Consider the following 23,313-nt stretch of genomic DNA (forward strand, 5'->3'; position numbering starts at 1 on the left):
AAATTTTAGAACTTATTTATAATTTTACATTTAAATAAATAGATTTACAAGAAGAGGAATAAAAGAAAGAACCCGCTGGAGTTCGGGTCCTTTCAGAAGTGATGATGTATTCTCGGCTTGGGAACTGAGAAAAACACAAAAATATAATACATCGAGTTTTAGAGAATTTCAAGACTAATTTAGGAATTACCGCGAGGTGGTGAATATGGCTAGGCAACGTAGCCCAGATCGTGACAAAGCATTTGAAATATACAAAGCAAGTAAAGGAGAGAAGCCATTAATTGATATTGCGGCTGAGTTAAATCTCAAACCTTCGCAAATCAGAAAGTGGAAATCACAAGATAAATGGGACGAACAATTAAAAGGTAACGTTACTATTGCGAAAAGGAGCGTTACCAATGTTAAAAACCCCAAGACAAAAGCCAAGTTAAAAAAGATGCTAGATGATGAAGAGCTGACAGAACAAGAACGGCTCTTTTGTTTGTATTACATGAAGTATTTTAATGGTACACAAGCTGCACTGAAAGCCGGTTATGCCAAGAGTAGCGCACATGTTACAAGTAGCCGGTTACTGAGAAGAGAACGTGTAGCATCTTACATCAGGGAGATTAAAGGTGAGATGGTTGAAAACATATTTGTAGAAGCGATGGATGTATTGAATGAGTACATCAAAATTGCTTTTGCGGATATAACGAATTACGTAACCTTTGGTCAAAAAGATGTAGAAGTTATGGGACCTTTTGGACCTGTAAAAGATGAAGACGGAAAACTAGTCATGAAAACCATTAGTTATGTTGATTTTAATGAATCGGATATGATTGATGGTTCTATCATTGCGGAAGTGAAAAAAGGCAAAGAAGGCGTGTCTATCAAGCTTGCTGACAAGATGAGAGCACTTGATAAATTGGCGATGTACTTTGATTTAGTGCCTGATAACTTCAAACGAAAAATTGAAGAAGAGCGCCACAAAATGCATATGGAAGTACAGAAAGCGAACATAAAGAAAGCTAATGCTGAAATTGCAAATTTAACTGGTGATGAAGACGATGATAATGCAGAAGCAATTCAAGATTTCTTACAAGCAACTGCTCCTGATCCAGAAACGATGAAAGAAGTATTCGGTGATGCAGATGGCGAGGATTAAAAAGCGAAAAACCAAATCGTTTAAGTTCCAGCCGTTTTCAAATAAACAATTACAATTATTGTGGTGGTGGCGAGATGGTTCGCCATATGAGAATCATGACATCGTTATTGCAGATGGAGCAATTCGTTCTGGTAAAACAATTTCGATGATCTGTAGTTTCTTGCAATGGTCACAAGAAAAGTTTAAAGGTGAGTCATTTATCATTGCTGGTAAATCAATTGGCTCATTAAAACGTAACGTAATCAACCCTATGATACAAATACTTACCGCATGGGGTTGGCGATATGATTACAACCGTTCTGAAAACTATCTGCAAATTGGGTGGAATACGTACTACTTGTTTGGAGCTAATAAGGAGAATTCGCAGGATACGTTACAAGGTTTAACTGCTGCTGGCTCATTAGCTGATGAAGCTGCGCTATTTCCTAAATCATTTATAGATCAAATGATTGGGCGGTGTTCTGTTGATGGCGCAAAGATATTTATGAACTGCAACCCTGGTTCGCCATATCACTTTGTAAAAACAGAGCTTATCGATAAGAAAAAAGAGAAGTTAGTTTGTCATTTGAAATTTACAATGGATGATAATTTATCTCTTTCTGAGAAAGTAAAAGACCGCTTTAAACGTATGTTTAGTGGTGTGTTCTATCAACGCTATATATTAGGTTTATGGGTAATGGCGGAAGGTTTAATATATAGTATGTTTAATGAAGAGGAACATGTTGTACCGTCGCATCCAAGAAAATACGAACAGTACTATATCTCCTGCGATTACGGTACACAAAACCCTATGGCTTTTGGTTTATGGGGCTTATATGGTGGCATTTGGTATAAGGTGAAAGAATACCATCATGACGCTCGTAAGAAGAATTTACAAAAGTCAGATGAACAATATTATGATGATTTAGTTGAGTTTGCAAACGGTCTAACCAAGCGTATTATCGTAGACCCATCGGCAAGCTCATTTATTATTTTACTGAAACAAAAAGGTTGGAAAGTAAAAAAAGCAAAGAACGATGTATTAGATGGAATACGAAATGTAGCAACTGCATTAACAACGGAATTAATTAAATTCTGCGATTGTTGTAAAGAAACGCTGCGTGAGTTTTCTTCTTATGTATGGGATGAGAAGGCAATGGAACGCGGGGAAGACAAACCAATTAAGCAGAATGACCATCAAATGGATGCTGATCGCTATTTTGTAAATACCGTAATTATGTCTAATAACAAAGCTAGAGCAGTTAAGTCAATTTATTAAGGAGGTGAGACGATGTTTGAACATTACATTCCGTTACTGGATGAACAAAATGGTGAGCCTACACCCAAGCTGCTCAAAAAGATTATTGATGAATTTGAACCGTTAAAAAAACGAATGATTAATAGGTACGAACGATACAAAGCAAGTGAGACAGGCTTACCTATCTTTACTCGTGAGTTTAAAGGTGATGGAAATAAGGATAAGGTTAACAACAAGCTAAACAATGACTTCTTTTCTGAAATTATTGATACAAAGATTGGTTATATGTTTGGATTACCAGTTTCATATAGCTTAGATCATGAAGATGAGGAAGTATTAAAACGTATCCAAGATTTCTTAAAGGCAAATCATACTGAAGATGCTGATGCGGAAACAGGAAAGTTTGCTTCTATCTGTGGATACGGGGCAAGGCTACTTTACCATGATAAAGATGGTGAAGAAAAGGTTATGAATATCAAACCTTATGAAGCTATTTTCCTTACTAATTCAAGCATTGCAGAACCCAAATACGCTATCCGCTGCTATCCAGTCAAAGTAATTGACGGTGATGACTTTAAAGATGGATACAAGGTGGAGTTTTATAACGAAACTCATATCATTGAGTACACTGGTGAAGATTTAGATAAGCTGCAAGAAACAAATCGAATCCCTAACTTATACAAAGGTGTACCACTTATCGGATTTCCTAACAATGAGGAATTACAAGGTGATGTAGATAAAGCTATTGCGCTTATTGAAGGATACGACAGAGCACTTTCTGATGTGAACAGTGAGATTGAGCAGTTTCGCCTAGCCTATATGATTTTTAAGGGGGTTGATATAGATGATGACACCATTGAAAAACTAAAACAAACCGGTGCTCTTGATGTAGGTGAGAATGGTGAAGCTTCTTTCTTGACCAAGGACCTTAATGACAACATCTTGGAACACCATCTCGACAGATTAGAAAAGAATATATGCCGTTTCACAAAACATGTGAACCTTTCTGATGAATCATTTGGTGGTAACCTTACTGGTGTTGCTATTCGTTATAAATTATTAGCTTTAGAAACGAAATCAGGAACGCTAGAAATGAAGTTTACTAAGTCATTGCGACAACAATTTAAGTTATTGTTTGACGCTTGGAACTTACGCTCAAATAAAGGAGAACTAGACTACCTTTGTATGACGTTTCAATTTACGCGAAACCTTCCAGCCAACTTAGCTGATGAAGCTGATGTGCAGTCTAAACTACAAGGTTTAGTAAGCGAAGAAACACGATTATCTATGTTATCTGTTGTTTCTGATCCGAAAGCGGAGATACAGAAGATGCAGGAAGAAGAGGCGGATTCCATGAATCTCGACAAGGTAGGTGAGCCTAGTGGAATGGGACAAGAAGCAGAAACATCTCCAAAAGATAGAGGACGAACTGGAAAAGGCGATTCTCTACCTGTATAAAGATGCTTTAGAAGAAGTCAGAGGAATACTGGCTTTTTATTATGCCAAATATGCCGTAAATGAGCAGTTGAGTATGCAGGAAATGCGCCGATTCAATCGATATAAGAGCATGCAAAGTGAACTGCAACGCGTTATTAATGAAATAACATATGAGAAAAAGAAAACTCTCAATGAAACGCTCTCCAATCAGTATGGAGAGTCTTTTTATTATACGAGTTATCTCATCGAGAAAGAAGTCGGCGTGGCTCTTTCGTATGGTCTTCTTGACCCGAACGTCATTAAACGAGCGGTACAAATGCCAATCGATAAAATGACACTCAATCAAAGGTTAAGTACACATCGAGTACAGATAGTTAACCGAATACGCAGAGAGTTATCTATCGGTCTTAGAAAAGGCGAAGGATATGCAACAATGGCTAATCGGATTAAGCCTGTATTAGATGGTGATGCGAAGAAAGCAATGATGGTTGCATGGACAGAAAGTGCCAGGGTACAAAACTTAGGCACCTATGACAGTGCCTCTCACGCTTTTGATCAAGGTGTATCAATGAAGAAGATTTGGATTTCTACATTAGATAAGCGGACCCGCCCTACTCACCAAGCAGCAGATCATCAGAAAGTACCGTTTAAAGGGTTATTTAAAGTAGGTGGTTATAGTTGTGAATATCCACACGACAGCAATTTACCTGCTAAAGAGGTTGTACGCTGCCGCTGTACTTTTATTACCGAAGTAGCGGAAGTTAGCCCATTTATTGAGAGGAGGGCCAGAAACCCGACAACAGGCAGGAATGAAGTCATTACAGCAGTTAGTTATGAAGAGTGGAAAGACTCTGTTAAATAAAAATAAAACACTTGAGGGCTTATAGATTACGAACTAAGCAGGGCGTATTCATAGGAACTCAAAGGAGGAAAAATGATGAAACAATATTTAGTTAAAGATTTGCCAGTAAAGTTTGTTAAAGAAACAATAAAAGCGCCATTACGCTTGAAAGGTATGCAGTTTTTCTCTGAGCCTAATACACCACCAGCAGAAGATACACCACCGACTGAACAAATGCCACCTGCAGACGATAAAGAGGAGGCGCCAATTGATGGACAGAAAGAGCCGAAATTAGATGATGCAACAAAAACATTTATTGAGAAAATGGTGCAATCAGCAGAAGATAGAGTTCGTTCAAAATATTCGAAAGAACTTAATGCAACCAAGAAAGAACTAGAGAACTACAAAACCGCTTCTATGACCGCTCAAGAAAAAGCTGAGTATGAGATGAAGCAACTTCAGGAACAGCTTGAAGAGCGGGAAAGAATACTTCATCAGAAAGAAATGCAAAGTGCGGCAGCAGATGGATTATCAACGATTGGATTAGATCTTAAGTTTGTAGATTTTGTTATTGGTTCAGATGTAGAGGATACAAAATCTAGAGTATCAAAGTTTAATGATTTGTTCTCTTCGGCGTTAGAAGCAAAAGTAGTCGAAAGATTTAAAGCTGCGGGCCGAGAAATTCATGTTAGTGGCGGAACTGGGACTGGATTTACAAGAGAACAAGTAAATTCAATGAGTCAGGATGAAATTAATGCGAACTGGGCACAAATTCAGAAGGATATGCGCAGTTGGGGTAAGTAGTAATAGAAAAATTAAGTAGTATGGTTAAAAAAATATAAAACGAACAAAGAGATTGCTATTTTAGCGGTCTCTTTTGTTATGGAAGAACATTAAGGAGGAATTAATATATGTCAGTAGCAACTTTTATTCCAACAATTTGGGAAGCTCGTTTAATGGCGAATTTCCACAAGCGTTCAATCGCGGATTTAATCACAACAAAACCAGCTAAAATTGAAGGTAACAAAATTATTTTTAACCGTGTCGGTGCAGTGAATGTAAAAGACTATTCAGGTTCTGTTGAATGGGATGACACAAACCCTTCTAAAGTAGAAATCAATATGGATCAGAAGAAGTACTTTGCGTTCAAAGTAGATGATGTAGATGCAGTACAAGCAGCAGGTAATTTAATCGATCCGCATACACAAGAAGCTGGCGCGGTACTTCAGGAAACAGTTGATACCTTTATTTTAGGTAAGTATGCAGAAGCTCTTAAGGAACACTTAATCGGTAGCGATAAATCTCCAATTGAATTAACACCGAAGAACGCTTACGACTATATCGTTGATTTAAATACAATTTTAAATATTAAAAAAGTACCTAAAACTGAACGTTTCACAATTATTAACTCTCAAGTTCTTGGATTGTTATCTAAGGATGACCGTTTTACTAAGCAACCTGTCGTGTTAGAAAATGGTATTGTTGAAGGTCAAATTATCAACGGTTCACAAATCGTTGTGTCTGAAGAAGTTCATGGATCTGGTGGTAAATATAAAATTCTTGGACTTCATAAATCCGCTATTGGGTATGGCAAACAATTAGATGAAACAGAAGCTATGCGTCTACAAGGTGCATTTGCTGATGGTATCCGTGGCCTTATGGTTTATGGTGGAGATATTCTTCGTCAAGAGTCCTTAGCGGTGCTTACAGCTACAATCACACCAACTACTCCGGAAAAACCAGGTGAAGGGGCTTAATAAGCCTTCTTTACCTTTTTCATTTACACAAGCAGGTGATTAGATGGACATGAAAGCAGAAATTCTAAAACGTGTACAAACTAAACTACCTAATATATGCCCTGAGAATTTATTAGTAGACATTGAAGATACAATATTGATGGTTGCTGAGTACACAAATAGAAAAATTCCTGAGTTCCCTCCTGCTTATCCTGGTATTATTTCCAAAATGGTGATTCATCAGTATAAGGAACAGGAGAGAGAAGGGAAGAAAAGTGAATCATTAGGTAACTACTCTGTTACTTATGATGATATTGGAGATTACCCTACTAGTATTACGAAAGGACTGAAAGTGAGGTTACGTGTCTTATGATTCAATCAATGATTCGTAAATTCGGAAAAGATGCTTCAGTACTTCGTAATGCTAGTTCTGACGATGGTCCATATCCAACAGAAGAGTGGAACGAAATTAACAATGTAAAAGGTGTATTAGATGCTATTCAAGGAACAAAGGACGCCCGTAATAAGAAAGTAGAGGAGAAAAGCACGCATTTCTTTTATTGCTTACCATTCGATGTAACTATTCAAGATAGATTAGTTATTGATAAGAAGGTATACAGTGTTACTTATCCAGGCGATCCAATGAATGCGGGTAGATTCTTTCAAATAGAATTGGAGATGTTGCCATATGAGCATGAAATTCCAGTCAAATAGAGCTGCAGTAATGGCAAGGCACTTAGCCGCAAAGAAAGCAGCTCATACTGCTATTGGTCAATTTGTATCTTCTAAAGCTAAATTACTTGCTGCTGTAGATACTAGTAATTTAAGAAACAGTATTAGTTCTAAAGCAGAACTAGAAAAGGTTGTTATTGGTACATCCGTTGATTATGGTATATACGTTGAGAAGGGTACGGGAATCTATGCGGTTGATGGTGACGGGAGAAAAACTCCTTGGATGTACCGTGACCCTAAAACAGGGAAGATGGTTAAAACTCAAGGGCAACATGCACAGCCTTTTCTTAGACCAGCAGCAGAGAGCAATAAACCGCAAATTACACAAGTTGGCACGCGAACCTATTCGTCGTTAATGAGGTAGATAGCATGAATGACTTTATAAATATATTACACAGTGAATTAAAACAGATTCATAAAGAAACGTATTATGAAATCGCTAAAACAACGGCTGAAATGCCTTATCTGGTATTCACGGTAAATGATGACAAAGAACCATGGGGACGAAAGAATATCATGCTTACAATTGATATTTACGGCACTTCCGCTCATCTTAGTAAAATAGATGAACTGATTATGAAGCTAGAAAACAATCTTCATAGAAAAAGGTTAAGCAGTGCTGAATTTGGTGCTGCTATTTCTTATCTTTCGAGTCAGAAAGTACCTGATCCAGACCCGAATATCAGACGTAAAGAAGTGCGGTTTATTTTAAGAACTTATTTTAAACAATAGAAAGGGTTGATTATATGGCAGCTCCACAACCAAAACCAGAGAATGTCCTATTCGGAGATTGGGGTGCATTCTTCTTTAATTATGGAGAAAAAGACGAACTACCTGTAGGTGCTACACAAGGCGGTGGCTCATTTAAATACGAACCAGAGTTTAAAGAAATTGAGTATGATGGTTCTCCTGGTGACACTATGGGGATGAAGCGTATCACTAAATCAAAAACTCAAATCAGTTTTAAGACACTTGAATTTTTGGATAAAGAAAAAATCAAAAATTTTATTGCAGGATTAAAAGTTTCAGAAGAAACCGTTACCAAAGACGGAAAAGCTATCAAATACGATGTAATTGAAGCGACGGAACGCCTTACGAAAGAAAGCTACCTTAAAAATGTAGCGTGGGTTGGTGAAACATTAGGTGGCGATATCGCTGAGATTATCGTATATAACGCGTTATCTGATGGTTCTTTAGAAATGGGATTTGAAAATGAAAGTGAAGTAGTTCCAGAGGTTACATTCACTGGACACCGTGACCCAGAAAACATTCGAAAAGTACCATGGAAGATGCGTATTTTAACAGCGACAGAAGCAGCTAAATTAATACCAGCAGGTTAAAGAGTAGGGATAATCCCTGCTCTTTTTATTTTAAGGAGGAATAAATATGACTATTGCAATTAAAGAAAAAGAATATAAAGTGAGACAAATTCATGGTGGAGATTTATTTTCTGTAGTTCGTATTTTGAAGAAATCGAAATTCAAGGTTGATATTAATTTACTTAAAGATTTAATGATGGGCGTACGAAATAAAGAAGGAGCAACTCAAGATGATGTATTAGCTGCACAAGAGACTTTTGGTTACGACATCATCATGAAGTTTATCTTCGGATTAGAAGAAGCAGAACAAGAATTTTTCGAGTTTGTAGCCGGACTTTTAGTTCATGAAGATGAAAAGGGTAAAAAAACATCTCCAGATTGGGAAACAATACGAACTTTAAATCTAGAAGAGTTAGTGAAGTTGTTTACTGCAATTAAAAATTCAGAAGTTGGATTGTTTAAGCTTTTTTCCAATGCGGTGAACTTGATGAAATAGACTTCATCGATACGTTAGCTTCTCGTTATCCGAACATGGAGTACATACATGGTTTGGATGCCAAGATAGTTATTAATTTGTATCTCACCGCAAAGAAAAAAGAGATGGACCGCATGTTATGGGAAGAATGGTGCGCCCTACAACCGTACTGCGATGAAACATTTCCTCAATTTAAACATAAACGTGAAAATCCGACGCAAGAACAGGTACTACAATATAACAATTCAATCGAACAAACACCGAAACAGAAACTCACAAAAGAAGAAGTGTTTGCTCGTGTTGCTAAAATCCGCGGAAAGGCGGGTGAATAAATGGAACTATTTCGTATGTTTGGTTCAATATTCTTGCGTGATGATGAATTACGAGGTGGATTGAACCGAGCAGAACAGCACGGTCAACGAACTACAGGGATTTTAAATAGAGGTTTTAGTAGCGTCGGTAGAATGGCTGGTTCAATGGGGGCAGCTGTCGGGACTTCCGCTATAGCTATTGGTGGTATGGCAGGTATGGCATTAGGGGCAGGAGCCGCACTTGTTGGTATTGTTTCCGCAGGTGCTAACTTTGAACAAATCATGTCAAAAGTAGCAGCTGTTTCCGGTGCTTCCGGAAGTGAAATGAAGCAATTGGAAGCTCAAGCTAAAGAATTAGGTGCAACAACTCAATTCTCTGCTACACAAGCTGGGGAAGGGATGATGTACCTTGCGCAAGCTGGTTTTAAAACTGGCGATATTATGAAAGCAATGCCTGGCATGTTAGATTTAGCCGCGGCAGGTGCACTTGATTTAGGTTCAGCAGCAGATATAGCGTCTAATATTATGAGTGGTTTTGGATTGTCAGCTGATAAAGCGACCCATACAGCAGATGTATTAGCGTTGGCTGCTTCTAACTCAAATACAAATGTAACACAAATGGGCGAAGCGATGAAATACGCTGCTGGAACTGCCCATACTGTCGGTTTCAGTATGGAAGAAACATCAGCGGCAATTATGGCGATGGCAAATAGTGGTTTGCAAGGATCAGTTGCAGGACAAGCTTTCGCTACATCTTTAGGGCGTTTAGCTAAACCGACAAAAGAAATGCGAAAAGTTATGGATGAGTTGAATTTATCTTTCTTTGATCAGCAAGGTAAAATTAAACCTTTACCAACGATTATAAAAGAATTAGAAGATAAAACAGGTAGTATGACAAACCAACAAAAATCAGCTACATTAACAACGTTATTTGGTGCAGAAGCATATAAAAACTGGGCAGCTTTAATGCAAGAAGGTAGCGAGAAATTAGAGAAAAATACAAAAGCATTAGAAAAAGCTGATGGTGCAGCTGCGAAAATGGCTAAAACTATGAATGACAATCTAAAAGGAAAGTGGATTGAATTCACATCTGCGCTAGAAGGTTTAGCTATAACGATTTTTACACTTATCGCTCCTGCATTAGCTGCTATTGTCCTTGGATTAACTCAGGTGGTCCGGTGGGTTGACGGTACAATTAAAAGATTTGTAGATTTAAACAATTATATAGGTAATATCCAGTTAATAACCAAAGCAATTCAAGATTTTTGGCTCGCGGCTTCTGGTGATAGAAATGCCATGGTTGAGGGATATGACATTCTTACTAAACTTGGTTTCTCTGCTAATTCAATTCAGTTTATACAAGAAACTACAGCGGCAGTGCAGTATGGTGTAGAAACTATGAAAGCTCTCGTATCTGGTGATTGGGGAGCTGCTAGTAATTTATTGGATAAGTTAGGGTTTTCTCCAGAACAAAAAGCGGATATTATCATGTTCGTTCAGGATGTACATGCCCAATTAAGTAGTTTTATAGAAAATGTACAATCTCTAATCTCAGCTGCTGCTCCTGTAATTATGGGAATAATTGGGTCTACTTGGGATTTTATTAAAGGTGTATTCAATACAATAGCTCCTTACTTAATGCCTTTATTAACAGATGTGATGTCATTTGTGAACGGGATTATAGAAAAGATTGCAGCATTTTGGAAAGAAAACGGGGATCAGATTGTCCAAGCTGTAAAAAATGCATTTGATCTTATAAAGGGCATTATTGAATTTGTAATGCCTGTTGTTCTATTCATTATTGAAGATGTCTGGGGAAACATAAAAGGTGTTATAAATGGAGCCTTAGATATCATCTTAGGGACAATTAAACTATTTTCTTCCTTACTAACTGGTGATTGGACTGGTGTTTGGGATGCTATTAAACAAATTTTATCAGGAGCATGGGAATTCATTTGGAATTTCATTCAAATATGGGGAGTTGGAAAGGTACTTGGCATCATCGGCAAAATAGGCAGCAAAATGAAAGGACTGTTTGGAGAAGCTTGGGAAGGTGTAAAGAAAGTATTTTCTGACATGTTCGAGGGTATTTTTAAAAGCTCAGGAGACACCCTTACAGTGATAAAAGAAGTATTCGGAAAAGTGAAAGATGCAATCGCAACCCCATTTAAAAATGCGTGGGAAGGTGTTATGGAATGGATTGATAAAATTAAAAAAGGTGTTTCAAATATGTTCAGTGGCGTTCACATTCCTGTTCCGAAGATTAGTGTAAATGGATCATTAAACCCAGTAAATTGGGCGAGTGAAGGTCTGCCATCTTTCGATATTAAATGGGCTGCGAACGGAGCTTTAATTAAGCCCGGTAATCCTACATTAATTGGTGTGGGTGACGCAAGAGGATACGATGAAACGGTTTTACCTTTACGTAAGCAAACGTTTGACGCGATTGCGAATGGAATTATGGGTTCATTACCATTAAATCAACAACAAGGGGCCAAATATGTATCACAAGGTCCAACTGTTTTACAAATTAATTTAAACGGAAGAGAAATAGCGAAGGAAATTTACTCAGATGTCAATGAATTTCAAGAACGCGAGAAAGAAAGACTCAAAGTATTTTAGGTAGGTGATGATATGGCGGGAATTAGTTTCTTTAGTTTTAACGGGAAAAGAAATCCAAATGTAATTCCACTGCAGGGTAAAAAGCGCCCTGCATGGGCTCCTTTGGATCATATGTTTCTTGAAGTCTCGCATTATCCAGGAGGTAGGTTACTACGCACACAAACTAAAATGAGAAAGATTTTAGTTCCTATTGCACTATTATATGATTCAGCTGAAGAAGCTGAAAAACTAAAAGAAGAAATAGCAGATTGGCTCGTTACGGATCAACCGTGCGAGCTTATTTTTGATGATGAAAAAGATCGTACGTTTTTAGCTGTCGTAGATGAAACTTTAGATTTAGACCAGTTAGTTGATCTAGGTGAAGGTACTTTAACTTTCATTTGTCCAATGCCATATAAGTTAGGAAAAGAGCAAACGATTGACTTTAAAAAAGACGCTAATGGGTTAGTTGCTAATGTCCAAAATAAAGGAACTGTTCATTCTAACCCTATCATTGAAATTGATATTACAAAGCCAAACACTTTTTTAGATGTATGGTTTGGCGGGGTATCCTTAAGTGATCGAGATTATTTTCGTATCGGTATGCCGTTAAAAACTGTGGAAACACCTGTAGAAAGAAATCAAAGGATTATATGGGATGAAATGGCTACCACTGTAGGGTGGAGTAAAGTCAGTTCAATGGAAGATGGCAATCCAATTGGTGAAATGAAGTCAGATAAATACCAATTCTATTGTTCTGATTTTGGTACTGCGGTTAAAGGTTGGCACGGCGCAGCTGTTAAAAAGAGTATCCCTGGCGGTCCAGTACAAGACTTTATTATGCAAGCCTACGTTACATGTAAGAGTAAAAAAATCAATGAAATGGGACGAGTTGAGATAGCGATATTGGATGAAAATAGCAAGGTACTTTCAAAAATTGCTATGAACGATCTGTTTTGGCAAGCTGAACAAAATTTCGGGACAATGGTAATTGGATATGACAATAAGCCAGGGAAAACAGGTTTAATTTATGAGAGTGGCGATTATCCGAATACATGGAATCAGTATTTTGGTCGATTGTGGATAGCTAGGACAGGAAATGTATGGGAAGCGTATATTTCAAAATTCCTTCCAGGTACAGAAAAAGATGATTCAGAACGATTTGCACGTTGGACGGATGAAAAAAACTATCATATGGAAAAAGCAGCACAAATTCAGATTAGCATCATGCAGTTTCAAGACGTTCCACCAGTAGAAGCGATGTCAGTTAGTGATTTGAAGTTTTGGAAAGTGAATTTAAATACGAAAAATACACCGCCTTATATAGTAGATGTTGGTGATAAAGTGGTGATCGACACAGAAAATAGTCATGTAACAATTGAAGGAAAGAATGCGATTAACATTAAGGGCATTTTCAGTAATTTCCCTGTTATCAATAGAGGCACTAATAAACTTGAGATTATGCCTTCTGATATCGGAACAGCAAGGGTCAAATACAGGGAGCGATTCAGATGAGAACACCAAGCGGAATTTTGCATGTCGTGGATTTTAAAACAGATCAAATCATATCAGCTATTCAACCGAAAGACTATTGGGATGATATTCGTCACTGGGAACTTAAAAATAATATAGACACATTAGAATTTAAAGTATTTGACGGAACGCCTCACGCCATTGCTTTGAAACAACAGAATTTAATTGTAAAAGAGGTTCGTGATGGCCTAATGGTTCCATACGTGATCAACAATGAAGTGGAAAAAGACTCTAACGATCGGTCGATTACAGTTCATGCATCTGGTGCGTGGGTACAAATAGCGAAAGACGGTTATATTATGCCGCAACGTATAGAAGGTAAAACCGTTAATGAGTTTATCGATATGGCTCTCGTAGGGATGAAATGGAATCGTGGAATAACAGAGTACGCTGGATTCCACACGATGACAATTGACGAAATTATAGATCCTCTTACATTCTTGAAGAAAATCGCTTCGTTATTTGATTTAGAAATTCAATATCGTGTGGAAGTCGTGGGGTCACAAATTACTGGTTGGTACGTTGATATGATAAAGGAACGTGGTAGGGAAACCGGTAAGGAAGTAGTTTTAGGCAAGGACTTAGTTGGTGTAAGGCGAATCGAACATTCTCGAGACGTTTGTACAGCTCTAGTAGGTTTCGTTAAAGGAGAAGGCGATAACATTATTACGATAGAGAAAATTAATAACGGCCTTCCTTATATTACAGATAGTGATGCATTCCAGCGTTGGAATGAAAGTGGGAAACATAAATTCGGATTCTACACACCGGAAACAGAAGACCAGAATATGTCTCCTGAGCGACTTATGACTTTGATGAAAACAGAGTTTAAAAAGCGTGTAAATACATCTGTTTCTTATGAAGTAGAAGCTGCATCTATAGGGCGTGTATTTGGATTGGCGCATGAATTGATTAATGAGGGCGACACAATCCGAATTAAAGATACAGATTTCACACCTAAGCTATATCTTGAAGCACGGACTATCGCCGGTGATGAATCCTTTACTGATCCTAAACAGGATAAATACGTATTTGGTGATTATCGTGAAATTGTTGATTCGAATGAAGAATTAAGGAAGTTATACAATAAAATTCTTGGTTCTTTAGGAAATAAGGCTAATAAGGAACTGTTAGAACAACTAGAAAAATTGGTGGAAGAGAATGAAAAAACAATCGAAACTATACGAGAAGAGTCTAAAGCAGTTAAAGAGTTAGCTGAAAAAGTCCAGGAAAATTTAAAAAATAATACGGTAAATATTATTGAAGCTAAAAATCCACCGATCGATAACCTTATAGTAGGTAAGACGTTATGGCGAGATATTAGTAACGGTAAACCTGGTATTTTAAAAGTATGGAACGGGAAAGATTGGGAGCTTCTTATTCCTGATGTGGAGTCAGTTAGGAAAGATACACTGGAGCAGGTTAATAAGGATATTCAGTCCACAAAAGAAGAATTAGATAAAAAAGTAGAAGAAGCCCAAAAAGAGACAAATGGACAATTCAAGGAAGTAACAGAAAATCTTCAGGAAGTTTCTCTAACTATTAAAAATGTAGAAAACTCTCAAGGTGAAATTGACAAAACTGTCTCTGAAATGAAACAGACCAACGAAGGTTTTACCAAATCTATTGAAACTTTAACAAAAAAAGACGGTGAAATCACTGAAAAATTAAATACAGTGGTAGAGACTGCTGAAGGTACGAAAAAGACAATCTCTGAGGTGCAACAAACAACTAATAATCTAAAGAACACCACAACTGAAATTACAGAAAAAGCTGGCCAGATTAGTGAGAAGTTGGAGAGCGTAGAAAAGAAAGTTAATAACGATAAAGCTGGAGGTCGTAATCTGTTATTAGATTCAAATACTAAATACGAAAAAACAGATTATCTAATCAATCCATATTCTCTAACTGAAAATTTTGTTGCAGGTGAGGAATATACTTTTGTAATTAAAGGAAGTGTCCCACAAGGCCAACAATTTGGAATTTGGCAGAATGGTGGTTCAAATAATGTTGGATATGCAACAAGTGTTTATGCTAATGGAATAACGTATGTAACTTTTAAAGCTGTAGTAACAACGGGTGAAAATGAAAGAAGGTTGAGTCTGTATAACTTTCCAAGTAACACTACAAAAGCCGTTGTAGAATGGGTCGCTTTATATAAAGGTAATAAGCCGCAGGATTGGACGCCGCCGCCTGAAGAGCAGGTAACTACCGATGAATTTACGAAGAAAACAACCGATATTGAAAAAAGTGTGGATAGTATAAAAGAAAATATAACTAAGGTTGAACAAAATCAAACGGGATTTGATAAACGTGTAACAGCAGTAGAGAAAAACGCGGATAGTATTTCACAAAGCGTCGGTAAAGTACAAGAAATACAAACTCAGCAAGGGAAAATGCTTAATGAGGCTACTACAACAATAGGTCAACATTCTGAAGAGTTGAAATTGGCAATGAAAAAGAAAGATGTTGAGGATTATGTAGGTGGTTTAGGTACTGTAAACGAGTTGCGTGATGCTGATTTTAAGTTAGGGCAGAAATATTGGTTTTGGAATAGTGGTAATGGGGCTGCTGGTTCTGTTGATACTAACTTAAAATACAAAGGTATGAACTCATTTTCAATTACCGGTACTGGCCATACTCAAGATCGTTGGTGGGGACTTACAAGTCAATTCATTGAGTGTCAGGTTAATGAAGCCTTTGTTGCATCAGGTTATTTCAATACTGATGGGGAAACACCTATTGATAGTGGTGGTGCATTTATTGCAATTGAATGGTGGACGGCTGACAAAAAAACTTGTGTTAAAACAGCTAGAACGAATGTCAAAGTTGTAAATAATACGTGGGTTCGTGCTATATGTACAGATAAAGCGCCAGCTAATGCAGCGTTTGTGAGATGGCGTTATTACGTTACGAGAAATGGGCGTTTATGGTGTGCTGCACCTATGTTACAGCGTGGTACTATAGCTACAGAATTTTGGTTACATCCGAAAGATCAAACGGATGCTGATAAAATGCTAGAAGATCTAGCCAATAGAGTAGCTACTGAAGATTACAATAAAAAAGTTACAGAATTAGAAAGAAGTATTAGTGCTAATGAAAAAGGCGTTTCAATCATCTCTGGAAAACAAGAAACGTTTATAAATGAGACTTATAATGCCTATGTAAAGAAAACGGAATCTAAGTTAGAAGTGCTAGATGAGGGGATTATAGCGCAGATTTTAAAGGACGGGATTGTCACTGCCATCAATATGTCCCCTGGCAAAATTACAATTAATGCTGCAAAGCTGGATATTAATGCTGACACAATGGTCAAATGGTTAACTGCAAAAGGCATTGATACGAATCTTATTAGAATTGACGGTGATAAGATAACTATTGATAAAGATGGTGTAACTGTTAAAATGCTAGACTTCCTATTCCAAGACGAATGGGGAACAAAAACAACTGCGGTATCAAGACGAAACCTAATAGCAGATCCCGACTTTTCTAGTGTTACAAAGAAAAACATTGGACATAACGATTATTATGGGTTTGAAGGTGGATACGGTCTTACTTGGAAGTCCTGGGGAAATGTTGTAATAGAAAAGAATACACATATATTCGATTACGAGCAAATGGTGAATGCTGCAAGGGTAGATATGTATAACTATCCGGAAACGATCGTAAATAACGGTATACATCCTGGTAACGAATATACAGCATCCGCTCACTTTAGAACTGCCATGATAAATGGCGTACGTAAGACAGGAAAACCGAGAATACATGTATGCTGTGTGAAATTCCGAGACAACGTAAGTTATGACATATTGAGTGAACAAAAAATGGACTTCCCTGAACCGTCTACCTATTATGGAGAAATTAGAAGATACTCTTTCACTTTCAAAGTGCCGACCAACTATATTCCGCAACAACACGCATTGATTATTAAAGTTTGCTCTGGAAATGCTGACATGAGACAAGGGACAGCGATTTGTGTAAGTGGTGTAACGCTATACAGTGGCAAATATGCATCTATGTATAATTGGGATCGTGCTGCAGCAGAAAGAGCAGATGGTATTCAGCCGTTTAACGCACTTTCTGTAGGTGGTGTGAATAATAACATAGCTCCTGCGTCAGATGGACAAACGTTTGATATAAGTACTGAAAAAGAAGTTAAAATCTATAGAAATATACGAGCAATGCAGGGAATTAACTTAGGTGGCGGTGGATTCCAACAATGGGGCCATATTCGCTTTACAGATGGTAATGCTGGAGCGGGGTTTTATGTGAGTACTCCAAGTGGTTGGAAATTTAACGCACTTGGATAGAAAGGGGAAGTAGGAATGAATGAGAATCAAATGATGCCACTTCAAGCAGGTGAAAGCTTTCCTTTTATGGGGAGGCTGGTGGATGCAGAGCGAACAGAGACAGGAGTTTTTGTTCAAATACCTGCTGATATGTTAAATAATGCAGGTATTCTACAAGGTATTAGCAGGGTTGAAGTATGGAGAGAGATGGATGGGACAGTAAAGTTTCGAATTGCTACGTTGTGTGAAATATGTAAACGTGGCGCGCGTCTGTACGCACTGGATATGGGGTTTGCGAAAAAGAATATTTGTTTAGAGTGTTATACATCACTGACAGGAAAATATCCATCTCAAGAACCGACAACACCGACTAATGAAAATAACACACAAACAGAACAGGAGCAGCCATGAGCTGTGTTTTATTTTGTATAAAATTACGGCTTTTGTATGGAAATTCCTACGATGTATTCACCATGAATAAGGTTGTCTCATATCATATAAAGATTGCTTTATTAAGATGATGAAAGGATGTGAATGTATTGGAAGATGTATATGTAAAAATTGATAGTTTAAAAGCAGAACAAAAAGAAATTATGCGTGATATTCGTAATTTAGAAACTCGCACAACAATTAATGAGAAAGACATCGCTACAATTAATAAGCAATTAGAAAAAATCAGTATGAATACAACTTGGATTTTACGAATTATTATTAGCGCAATCACAATGTCGGTATTGGGTTTAATATTAAAAGGAATGATATAAAACCTTAAAATAAAAGTACTTATTGAAAGAGGGACAAGCGTCTCTCTTTTTTATTATAAATAAGGAGATGGAAAGATGGATCGCATGGATGTATTAATAAAAGTATTTATCGCTACATTTGGTGGTTTTTGTGGGTATTTTTTGGGAGGATGGGATGCAACATTGAAAATTTTAGTAACAATGGCGTTTATTGATTATTTAACTGGCATGATTGCAGCAGGGTATAACGGAGAATTAAAAAGTAAAGTTGGTTTCAAAGGCATCGCCAAAAAGGTGGTGCTTTTTCTTTTGGTCGGAGCGGCAGCTCAGTTAGATGCAGCGTTAGGAAGTAATAGTGCTATTCGTGAAGCGACAATTTTCTACTTCATGGGTAATGAATTACTTTCACTGTTAGAAAATGCTGGACGAATGGGTATTCCGCTTCCACAAGCTTTAACAAATGCAATTGAGATTTTAGGCGGTAAACAAAAACAAGAAGATAGAAAAGGAGATGTTAAGTAATGGGACAAATTATTGATATTTCAAAATGGAATGGTGAAATTAACTGGCCTATAGCAAAGCAATACATTGATTTCATCATCGCTCGTGTACAAGATGGTTCAAATTATGTAGATCCATTGTATAAAGGGTATGTACAAGCCATGAAGCAACAGGGTATTCCTTTTGGTAACTATGCATTTTGTCGATTTGTTTCTGAAAATGATGCACGAATAGAAGCTCGTGACTTCTGGAACCGTGGAGATAAGAGCGCGACAGTCTGGGTTGCAGATGTTGAAGTAAAAACAATGAATGATATGAGAGCGGGCACACAAGCATTTATTGATGAACTACGCCGATTAGGTGCTCAGAAAGTTGGTTTATACGTTGGTCATCATATGTATGCTCCGTTTGGTATGGCAAATGTAAAATCTGACTTTGTTTGGATCCCTCGTTATGGCGGGAATAGACCAGCTTATCCATGTGATATCTGGCAATACACCGAGACAGGAAATGTACCAGGTATCGGAAAGTGTGATTTGAACAAATTAATTGGTAGTAAATCATTATCTTGGTTTACAGGAGAGGAACAAATTGAACAATCTGTTGCTAATGGTGGCTATCAATACGTTAAATCTGGTGGGTTTGGCATTTCATTGGTTCAGGAAGTCGTAAATGCTATGAATGAGCGTGGAACAAAAGGAAAAGTTGTCTCTAATCCATTAACTGGTTTAGCGTACTTACAAACTGAAGTACTACCTAATGGCGAGCTTGATAAGATTACAGCTTGGATGGATGAAAGAAACTGGTGGTACGAGTACATTAACAAATAAACATTGAAAGCTATCCTGTTGGGTGGCTTCTTTTAATTTATATTTACTAATTCATCATATCTAAACTGAGTATTTAAACCGAAAGCATCCGTGCAATATAAAGAACACGATTTAAAAGGAAAAACTTACTACATTACGACTTATAACGTCTATATTTCTATAAAATAAAAAAAAGGCCAGCTTATAGGCTGGCTCTTTTTTATGGATGATATACTCCCTGAGCGTAATGATAAACTGTTTTTTCATTTGCTTTTGAAATCGGATTAGTTTTGTTAGGACCATTGTAATAACCAAGAGTCACAATATCGTAGTAGTGTGTTGATCTTGAAGCCCAGAAAGAATAATTCCCCTTACCACTAGGCATTTCCACTGAACCTTCAAATGCACCATTTGCTCCTACAGTACATAAAATATCTTTTTTAGCAAAATTTAGTGCGCCATCGAAGTAAATGTAAAAAGTTGTACCAGCAGGTACTGCTTGTCCATTTGCGTCATATGCATATCCTTTGAATGTTGTGTTTTTATATGCATAAACTCGATACTTTTTACCTTGACCATAGTCGATATACTCATTGTTTCCAATGTTAGTAATTTGCACTTTGTCGACAAGTGGCGTGTTTTCAGCTGCACTTGCAGTATTGCTTGGTAAAAGAAAGCCAAATACTACTAATCCAATTAGCATAAGTGAAGTTGAAATTTTCTTCATAATCACATCTCCTATAATATTCTTTACACCCTAAATTTTACAGGGGTTAAATGTAAATTACAACATTTATATATATTGTACCAATATGCAATATTGCATATTAATAATGGTGCCAAATATAAATTACACAATAGAAAAGGGATACTATGTAACGGCAAATGAAGTCTATGCATATACTAAATATTTTATAGAAAAGAATAGTTTGGTGAGAAATAAAGTGCATAATAATAGTGAAGGTGAAACATACAATTTAAAAGCAAATGAAGCCTATGCGTATGTGCAGTGAAAAAGAGAGTTACCAATAGGGAACTCTCTTTTTTTAATAGCATTCATTATTTTTTTAACTTCAACGAAATTTAATACCTTACCTTATGTTATCATCATTCTCAAATCTACCCCTGGTACAAGAAATACAGGGGTAGATAAATTTAGTAATTTATATTTCATTAACAAATAACTCTTTTCTAAGGATTAGCCTTCTAATTTTCTTATTTCGTCTAGTGTCAAACCCATAGTATCTATATATCCATACATAGCTTTTAAACTTGAATCAACCTTTTCAGTATCTTTTTCATCTAAACCTACAAATATTTGTTCTATGCATATTTCAATTACTTTAGCATCGTCTCTTAGTTGCACCTGGAAATAATCATAAGCCTTAGGTGGGTCAAGTTCTTTTAACTTCCTAAGTTCTCCCTTGACTACTTCAAATTGTTTCTTTAACTCCATTTGATTTGTTTTTAATGTTTGATCCTTTGCAAATATCGGTTTTGTAGCTTGCAGCTCCCTTGAAAACTGATTAACAAGTGTCTCCATCTTTTCTTGATACTGTTTTATCGTTATAGGGCCATGGACATCTGTTAGAGGGTCTTTTTCTTTTCTTTCTTGTTCTTTGATTCCTGGTTCTTTAACTATTTTCTTCTCTAATTCATCTTTTTCTTTGCGTAGTCTATCTACTTCTTTGTTTGCGGTCTCTAAAGCCTTTTTATCAGATTCCGCTTCAGCTACTTTCTTCTCTAATTCATCTTTTTCTTTGCGTAGTTTATCTACTTCTTTGTTTACAGTCTCTAAGGCCTTTTTATTAGATTCCGCTTCAGCTACTTGTAAATTATCAGTCTTTTTCTTTTCTGTATCTTCTTTTGAACAACCTACTCCACTAATTAGCAAAATTGGTAATGCTACCGATAACACTTTATGTTTCATTACTAGTCCCCCAATGACTTATTCTTTATCCCGTTTCTTTCTTAGTTGTAACTAGCGCGTTTTTATGATTCTTTATATAATTCCTAATTTAAAGAACAACCTATCCCAAATAATATGATTGATATGACTATGTATACTCTTTTTGAAAAATATTGTAATTAATTAACATATGAAACTATAACATAAAATATATAAATAAGATATATGAATTTATCGTCATTACTATTAAATTCTCTTATTCTATTAATGAAAAATATGATATACATACTTGGAAATAAAATAATAGAAGAAAGAAGACTTATATTGCCATTACCCTGTTGGCATCAATCCGTACCGGCTATTTTGTCTGAAATATGGTAGGTAGACGAACCTACATAATTAGTACGCAATTGGAAATATAATCAGTAAAGTAAAAAGAAATGTATGAGTTATTTAAATAAAAAAGTGCTAACAAGTTTGCACACGAACTTGCTAACACTTATACAGAATAGACATAAATTATCGCTGATATGTCGTCTTTGAAAATAGCTTTAATCAGTTACATCATACTTATACGAAAAACTCATAAAAACATTCTCGATATCTAAATTTAACAATATATATTTCTATGATGCTCCATCATGGCAGGATAAAGATGTTGCTGGTTCTGTAGATGCAGGTTTAGGTTTTACAATTGATGCTAAAGTATCTGTTAATGGTTCACCACAATATAAAGTACACAATAATAAAGGCACTACATACTATGTAACTGCAAGTGAAGCCTACGTGTATGTGAAGTAAAAAAACAAGAGCCGTCCTTAATCAATTGGACAGCTCTTGTTTTTGTAAAATTTTAATAACTATTTCCAATTCTATATTCTGCATTAAACAATAAAAATTATCACGAGATTGTTTATTATCTATAAGACATTCAATTGTTTGAAGAATATGTCCCTTCACAAATAAAGTACCTTTGTCTATTACAATTTCTTTTGAATGCGAATTTGCTCTCTCTGTTCTCTTTGATAACAATAATTTACTTTCAGTTAAAATTACATCTTGTGAAATGTTTTGAAAACCTATAATCCTATTCTTAAAATCTATCACTTCTTGTAAGCTAATTTCTGTTTTATATCTACCCAATTCAATTGGTAATTCACCTGTTATATAGTTCTCAAATTCTATTTCTTTTTTCTTTACTATGCTATTGTGTATAGGAACCCACGATGATTCTACTTTATTTATTCTTGGAATATCACTCGTATTTTTTTTTATATCCAATTCGAAAAGAATTCTATTTTCAAAAATCTTAGAAGAAACCATTTTACAATAGGGCTCTTCATAATAATAATTTGAGGTAGTTATTAATTGTGTCTCTAATTCACAGAATTCATTATTAGTATTGTTATTTTCAAATAGAAACACTTCTTGCCTTCTTTCACTTAAAATAGGATTCGTCAAAAAATTTGTTACTTCTGACACAACAGAAAAAGGTATTTTTACCACCATAGCATTCACTCTATTACTTTGCCTCATTTCAGAAAATACTTTCTCTTTTACTTTTTTTTGTTTTTTCTTTGAAACTAATTGCTCATTTAAATTTTTAATGTTATAAATTTTATGCCCCATATTATTACCAGACCATGGCTTATTCATCAGTAAAACACATCCCATCCGATGAATTTATAACTAAATC

At 36.3% G+C, this 23,313-nt stretch carries 23 protein-coding genes and 1 pseudogene; 21 read left to right on the forward strand and 3 right to left on the reverse strand.

Going from position 1 to position 23,313, the window contains the following annotated elements; genetic code table 11:
- Positions 1-205: 205 nt before the first annotated feature.
- The 20 genes from AC22L0_RS09170 (at position 206) to AC22L0_RS09265 (ending at position 19,729) form a co-directional block, all read left to right on the forward strand.
- Positions 206-1,144 carry a terminase small subunit gene (locus AC22L0_RS09170; protein WP_487272229.1) on the forward strand — a complete coding sequence of 313 codons (939 nt, stop codon included), beginning with the start codon at positions 206-208 and terminating at the stop codon, positions 1,142-1,144.
- Complete coding sequence (locus tag AC22L0_RS09175) at positions 1,131-2,402, forward strand: PBSX family phage terminase large subunit (protein ID WP_487272230.1); 1,272 nt, start codon at positions 1,131-1,133, stop codon at positions 2,400-2,402. The genes AC22L0_RS09170 and AC22L0_RS09175 overlap by 14 nt, the downstream gene beginning before the upstream one ends.
- A gap of 12 nt (positions 2,403-2,414) precedes the next feature.
- Positions 2,415-3,839: a phage portal protein gene (locus AC22L0_RS09180; RefSeq protein ID WP_487272231.1), complete on the forward strand. Its 1,425-nt coding sequence runs from the start codon at positions 2,415-2,417 to the stop codon at positions 3,837-3,839.
- Between the two features lie 73 nt (positions 3,840-3,912).
- A complete protein-coding gene (locus AC22L0_RS09185) occupies positions 3,913-4,680 on the forward strand; it encodes a phage head morphogenesis protein (protein WP_487272232.1) in 768 nt (255 codons plus the stop codon).
- Between the two features lie 75 nt (positions 4,681-4,755).
- The gene (locus tag AC22L0_RS09190) at positions 4,756-5,463 is read left to right on the forward strand and encodes a DUF4355 domain-containing protein (RefSeq protein ID WP_284559181.1); all 708 of its coding nucleotides are present in this window, start codon (positions 4,756-4,758) and stop codon (positions 5,461-5,463) included.
- A 107-nt stretch (positions 5,464-5,570) separates the two neighbouring features.
- Positions 5,571-6,416, forward strand: coding sequence for a hypothetical protein (locus AC22L0_RS09195; protein WP_071730467.1), 846 nt, complete (start codon positions 5,571-5,573; stop codon positions 6,414-6,416).
- 43 nt (positions 6,417-6,459) lie between these two features.
- Positions 6,460-6,768 (forward strand): head-tail connector protein, encoded by a 309-nt coding sequence (locus tag AC22L0_RS09200; protein WP_284559182.1) that lies wholly within the window; start codon positions 6,460-6,462, stop codon positions 6,766-6,768.
- On the forward strand, positions 6,765-7,109 hold the full coding sequence (locus tag AC22L0_RS09205; RefSeq protein ID WP_487272233.1) for a head-tail adaptor protein: 345 nt from the start codon (positions 6,765-6,767) through the stop codon (positions 7,107-7,109). Before AC22L0_RS09200 ends, AC22L0_RS09205 begins: the two co-directional genes overlap by 4 nt.
- Positions 7,084-7,491, forward strand: a complete 408-nt coding sequence (locus AC22L0_RS09210; protein ID WP_325854369.1) for an HK97-gp10 family putative phage morphogenesis protein — start codon at positions 7,084-7,086, stop codon at positions 7,489-7,491. The genes AC22L0_RS09205 and AC22L0_RS09210 overlap by 26 nt, the downstream gene beginning before the upstream one ends.
- A gap of 5 nt (positions 7,492-7,496) precedes the next feature.
- Positions 7,497-7,859 (forward strand): hypothetical protein, encoded by a 363-nt coding sequence (locus AC22L0_RS09215; RefSeq protein ID WP_029441608.1) that lies wholly within the window; start codon positions 7,497-7,499, stop codon positions 7,857-7,859.
- A 14-nt stretch (positions 7,860-7,873) separates the two neighbouring features.
- Entirely contained in the window at positions 7,874-8,467 is a 594-nt protein-coding gene (locus AC22L0_RS09220) for a hypothetical protein (protein ID WP_071730458.1), read from the forward strand.
- A gap of 46 nt (positions 8,468-8,513) precedes the next feature.
- Positions 8,514-8,942, forward strand: a complete 429-nt coding sequence (locus tag AC22L0_RS09225; RefSeq protein ID WP_487272234.1) for a hypothetical protein — start codon at positions 8,514-8,516, stop codon at positions 8,940-8,942.
- Positions 8,943-8,977: 35 nt separating this feature from the next.
- Positions 8,978-9,253 (forward strand): hypothetical protein, encoded by a 276-nt coding sequence (locus tag AC22L0_RS09230; protein ID WP_487272235.1) that lies wholly within the window; start codon positions 8,978-8,980, stop codon positions 9,251-9,253.
- Entirely contained in the window at positions 9,254-11,854 is a 2,601-nt protein-coding gene (locus AC22L0_RS09235; RefSeq protein WP_487272236.1) for a phage tail tape measure protein, read from the forward strand. It abuts the gene before it with no gap.
- 12 nt (positions 11,855-11,866) lie between these two features.
- Entirely contained in the window at positions 11,867-13,348 is a 1,482-nt protein-coding gene (locus tag AC22L0_RS09240) for a distal tail protein Dit (protein ID WP_487272237.1), read from the forward strand.
- Positions 13,345-17,676, forward strand: coding sequence for a phage tail spike protein (locus tag AC22L0_RS09245; RefSeq protein WP_487272239.1), 4,332 nt, complete (start codon positions 13,345-13,347; stop codon positions 17,674-17,676). Before AC22L0_RS09240 ends, AC22L0_RS09245 begins: the two co-directional genes overlap by 4 nt.
- 15 nt (positions 17,677-17,691) lie before the next feature.
- Positions 17,692-18,066, forward strand: coding sequence for a hypothetical protein (locus AC22L0_RS09250; RefSeq protein WP_487272240.1), 375 nt, complete (start codon positions 17,692-17,694; stop codon positions 18,064-18,066).
- A 128-nt stretch (positions 18,067-18,194) separates the two neighbouring features.
- Entirely contained in the window at positions 18,195-18,419 is a 225-nt protein-coding gene (locus AC22L0_RS09255) for a hypothetical protein (RefSeq protein ID WP_000390479.1), read from the forward strand.
- A gap of 75 nt (positions 18,420-18,494) precedes the next feature.
- The gene (locus AC22L0_RS09260) at positions 18,495-18,920 is read left to right on the forward strand and encodes a phage holin family protein (protein ID WP_487272241.1); all 426 of its coding nucleotides are present in this window, start codon (positions 18,495-18,497) and stop codon (positions 18,918-18,920) included.
- Positions 18,920-19,729, forward strand: coding sequence for a GH25 family lysozyme (locus tag AC22L0_RS09265; protein WP_487272242.1), 810 nt, complete (start codon positions 18,920-18,922; stop codon positions 19,727-19,729). Before AC22L0_RS09260 ends, AC22L0_RS09265 begins: the two co-directional genes overlap by 1 nt.
- A 199-nt stretch (positions 19,730-19,928) precedes the next feature.
- Here the strand turns inward: AC22L0_RS09265 and AC22L0_RS09270 are convergent, their stop codons facing one another.
- Together AC22L0_RS09270 and AC22L0_RS09275 are read right to left on the reverse strand one after the other, a co-directional pair.
- The gene (locus AC22L0_RS09270; protein WP_487272243.1) at positions 19,929-20,435 is read right to left on the reverse strand and encodes a hypothetical protein; all 507 of its coding nucleotides are present in this window, start codon (positions 20,433-20,435) and stop codon (positions 19,929-19,931) included.
- 471 nt (positions 20,436-20,906) lie between these two features.
- A complete protein-coding gene (locus AC22L0_RS09275) occupies positions 20,907-21,638 on the reverse strand; it encodes a coiled-coil domain-containing protein (protein WP_487272244.1) in 732 nt (243 codons plus the stop codon).
- 579 nt (positions 21,639-22,217) lie between these two features.
- Between AC22L0_RS09275 and AC22L0_RS09280 the strand changes: the two are divergent.
- Positions 22,218-22,418: pseudogene (locus AC22L0_RS09280) on the forward strand (N-acetylmuramoyl-L-alanine amidase); the annotation flags it as partial.
- A gap of 21 nt (positions 22,419-22,439) precedes the next feature.
- On the opposite strand, the gene AC22L0_RS09285 reads toward AC22L0_RS09280, so the two are convergent.
- Entirely contained in the window at positions 22,440-23,273 is an 834-nt protein-coding gene (locus AC22L0_RS09285) for a DUF7852 domain-containing protein (RefSeq protein WP_487272245.1), read from the reverse strand.
- Positions 23,274-23,313 lie beyond the last annotated feature (40 nt).

The organism is Bacillus sp. LQ01 (assembly GCF_057624735.1).

Bases quoted from the DNA above. Each gene is read 5' to 3' on its own strand.
- AC22L0_RS09275 (WP_487272244.1), bottom strand. From the start codon at position 21,638: ATGAAACATAAAGTGTTATCGGTAGCATTACCAATTTTGCTAATTAGT.
- AC22L0_RS09170 (WP_487272229.1), top strand. From the start codon at position 206: ATGGCTAGGCAACGTAGCCCAGATCGTGACAAAGCATTTGAAATATAC.
- AC22L0_RS09240 (WP_487272237.1), top strand. From the start codon at position 11,867: ATGGCGGGAATTAGTTTCTTTAGTTTTAACGGGAAAAGAAATCCAAAT.
- AC22L0_RS09230 (WP_487272235.1), top strand. From the start codon at position 8,978: ATGGAGTACATACATGGTTTGGATGCCAAGATAGTTATTAATTTGTAT.
- AC22L0_RS09205 (WP_487272233.1), top strand. From the start codon at position 6,765: ATGATTCAATCAATGATTCGTAAATTCGGAAAAGATGCTTCAGTACTT.
- AC22L0_RS09175 (WP_487272230.1), top strand. From the start codon at position 1,131: ATGGCGAGGATTAAAAAGCGAAAAACCAAATCGTTTAAGTTCCAGCCG.
- AC22L0_RS09195 (WP_071730467.1), top strand. From the start codon at position 5,571: ATGTCAGTAGCAACTTTTATTCCAACAATTTGGGAAGCTCGTTTAATG.
- AC22L0_RS09215 (WP_029441608.1), top strand. From the start codon at position 7,497: ATGAATGACTTTATAAATATATTACACAGTGAATTAAAACAGATTCAT.
- AC22L0_RS09250 (WP_487272240.1), top strand. From the start codon at position 17,692: ATGAATGAGAATCAAATGATGCCACTTCAAGCAGGTGAAAGCTTTCCT.
- AC22L0_RS09180 (WP_487272231.1), top strand. From the start codon at position 2,415: ATGTTTGAACATTACATTCCGTTACTGGATGAACAAAATGGTGAGCCT.
- AC22L0_RS09285 (WP_487272245.1), bottom strand. From the start codon at position 23,273: ATGAATAAGCCATGGTCTGGTAATAATATGGGGCATAAAATTTATAAC.
- AC22L0_RS09265 (WP_487272242.1), top strand. From the start codon at position 18,920: ATGGGACAAATTATTGATATTTCAAAATGGAATGGTGAAATTAACTGG.
- AC22L0_RS09235 (WP_487272236.1), top strand. From the start codon at position 9,254: ATGGAACTATTTCGTATGTTTGGTTCAATATTCTTGCGTGATGATGAA.
- AC22L0_RS09225 (WP_487272234.1), top strand. From the start codon at position 8,514: ATGACTATTGCAATTAAAGAAAAAGAATATAAAGTGAGACAAATTCAT.
- AC22L0_RS09220 (WP_071730458.1), top strand. From the start codon at position 7,874: ATGGCAGCTCCACAACCAAAACCAGAGAATGTCCTATTCGGAGATTGG.
- AC22L0_RS09270 (WP_487272243.1), bottom strand. From the start codon at position 20,435: ATGAAGAAAATTTCAACTTCACTTATGCTAATTGGATTAGTAGTATTT.
- AC22L0_RS09200 (WP_284559182.1), top strand. From the start codon at position 6,460: ATGGACATGAAAGCAGAAATTCTAAAACGTGTACAAACTAAACTACCT.
- AC22L0_RS09245 (WP_487272239.1), top strand. From the start codon at position 13,345: ATGAGAACACCAAGCGGAATTTTGCATGTCGTGGATTTTAAAACAGAT.
- AC22L0_RS09210 (WP_325854369.1), top strand. From the start codon at position 7,084: ATGAGCATGAAATTCCAGTCAAATAGAGCTGCAGTAATGGCAAGGCAC.
- AC22L0_RS09190 (WP_284559181.1), top strand. From the start codon at position 4,756: ATGAAACAATATTTAGTTAAAGATTTGCCAGTAAAGTTTGTTAAAGAA.
- AC22L0_RS09185 (WP_487272232.1), top strand. From the start codon at position 3,913: ATGCAGGAAATGCGCCGATTCAATCGATATAAGAGCATGCAAAGTGAA.
- AC22L0_RS09260 (WP_487272241.1), top strand. From the start codon at position 18,495: ATGGATCGCATGGATGTATTAATAAAAGTATTTATCGCTACATTTGGT.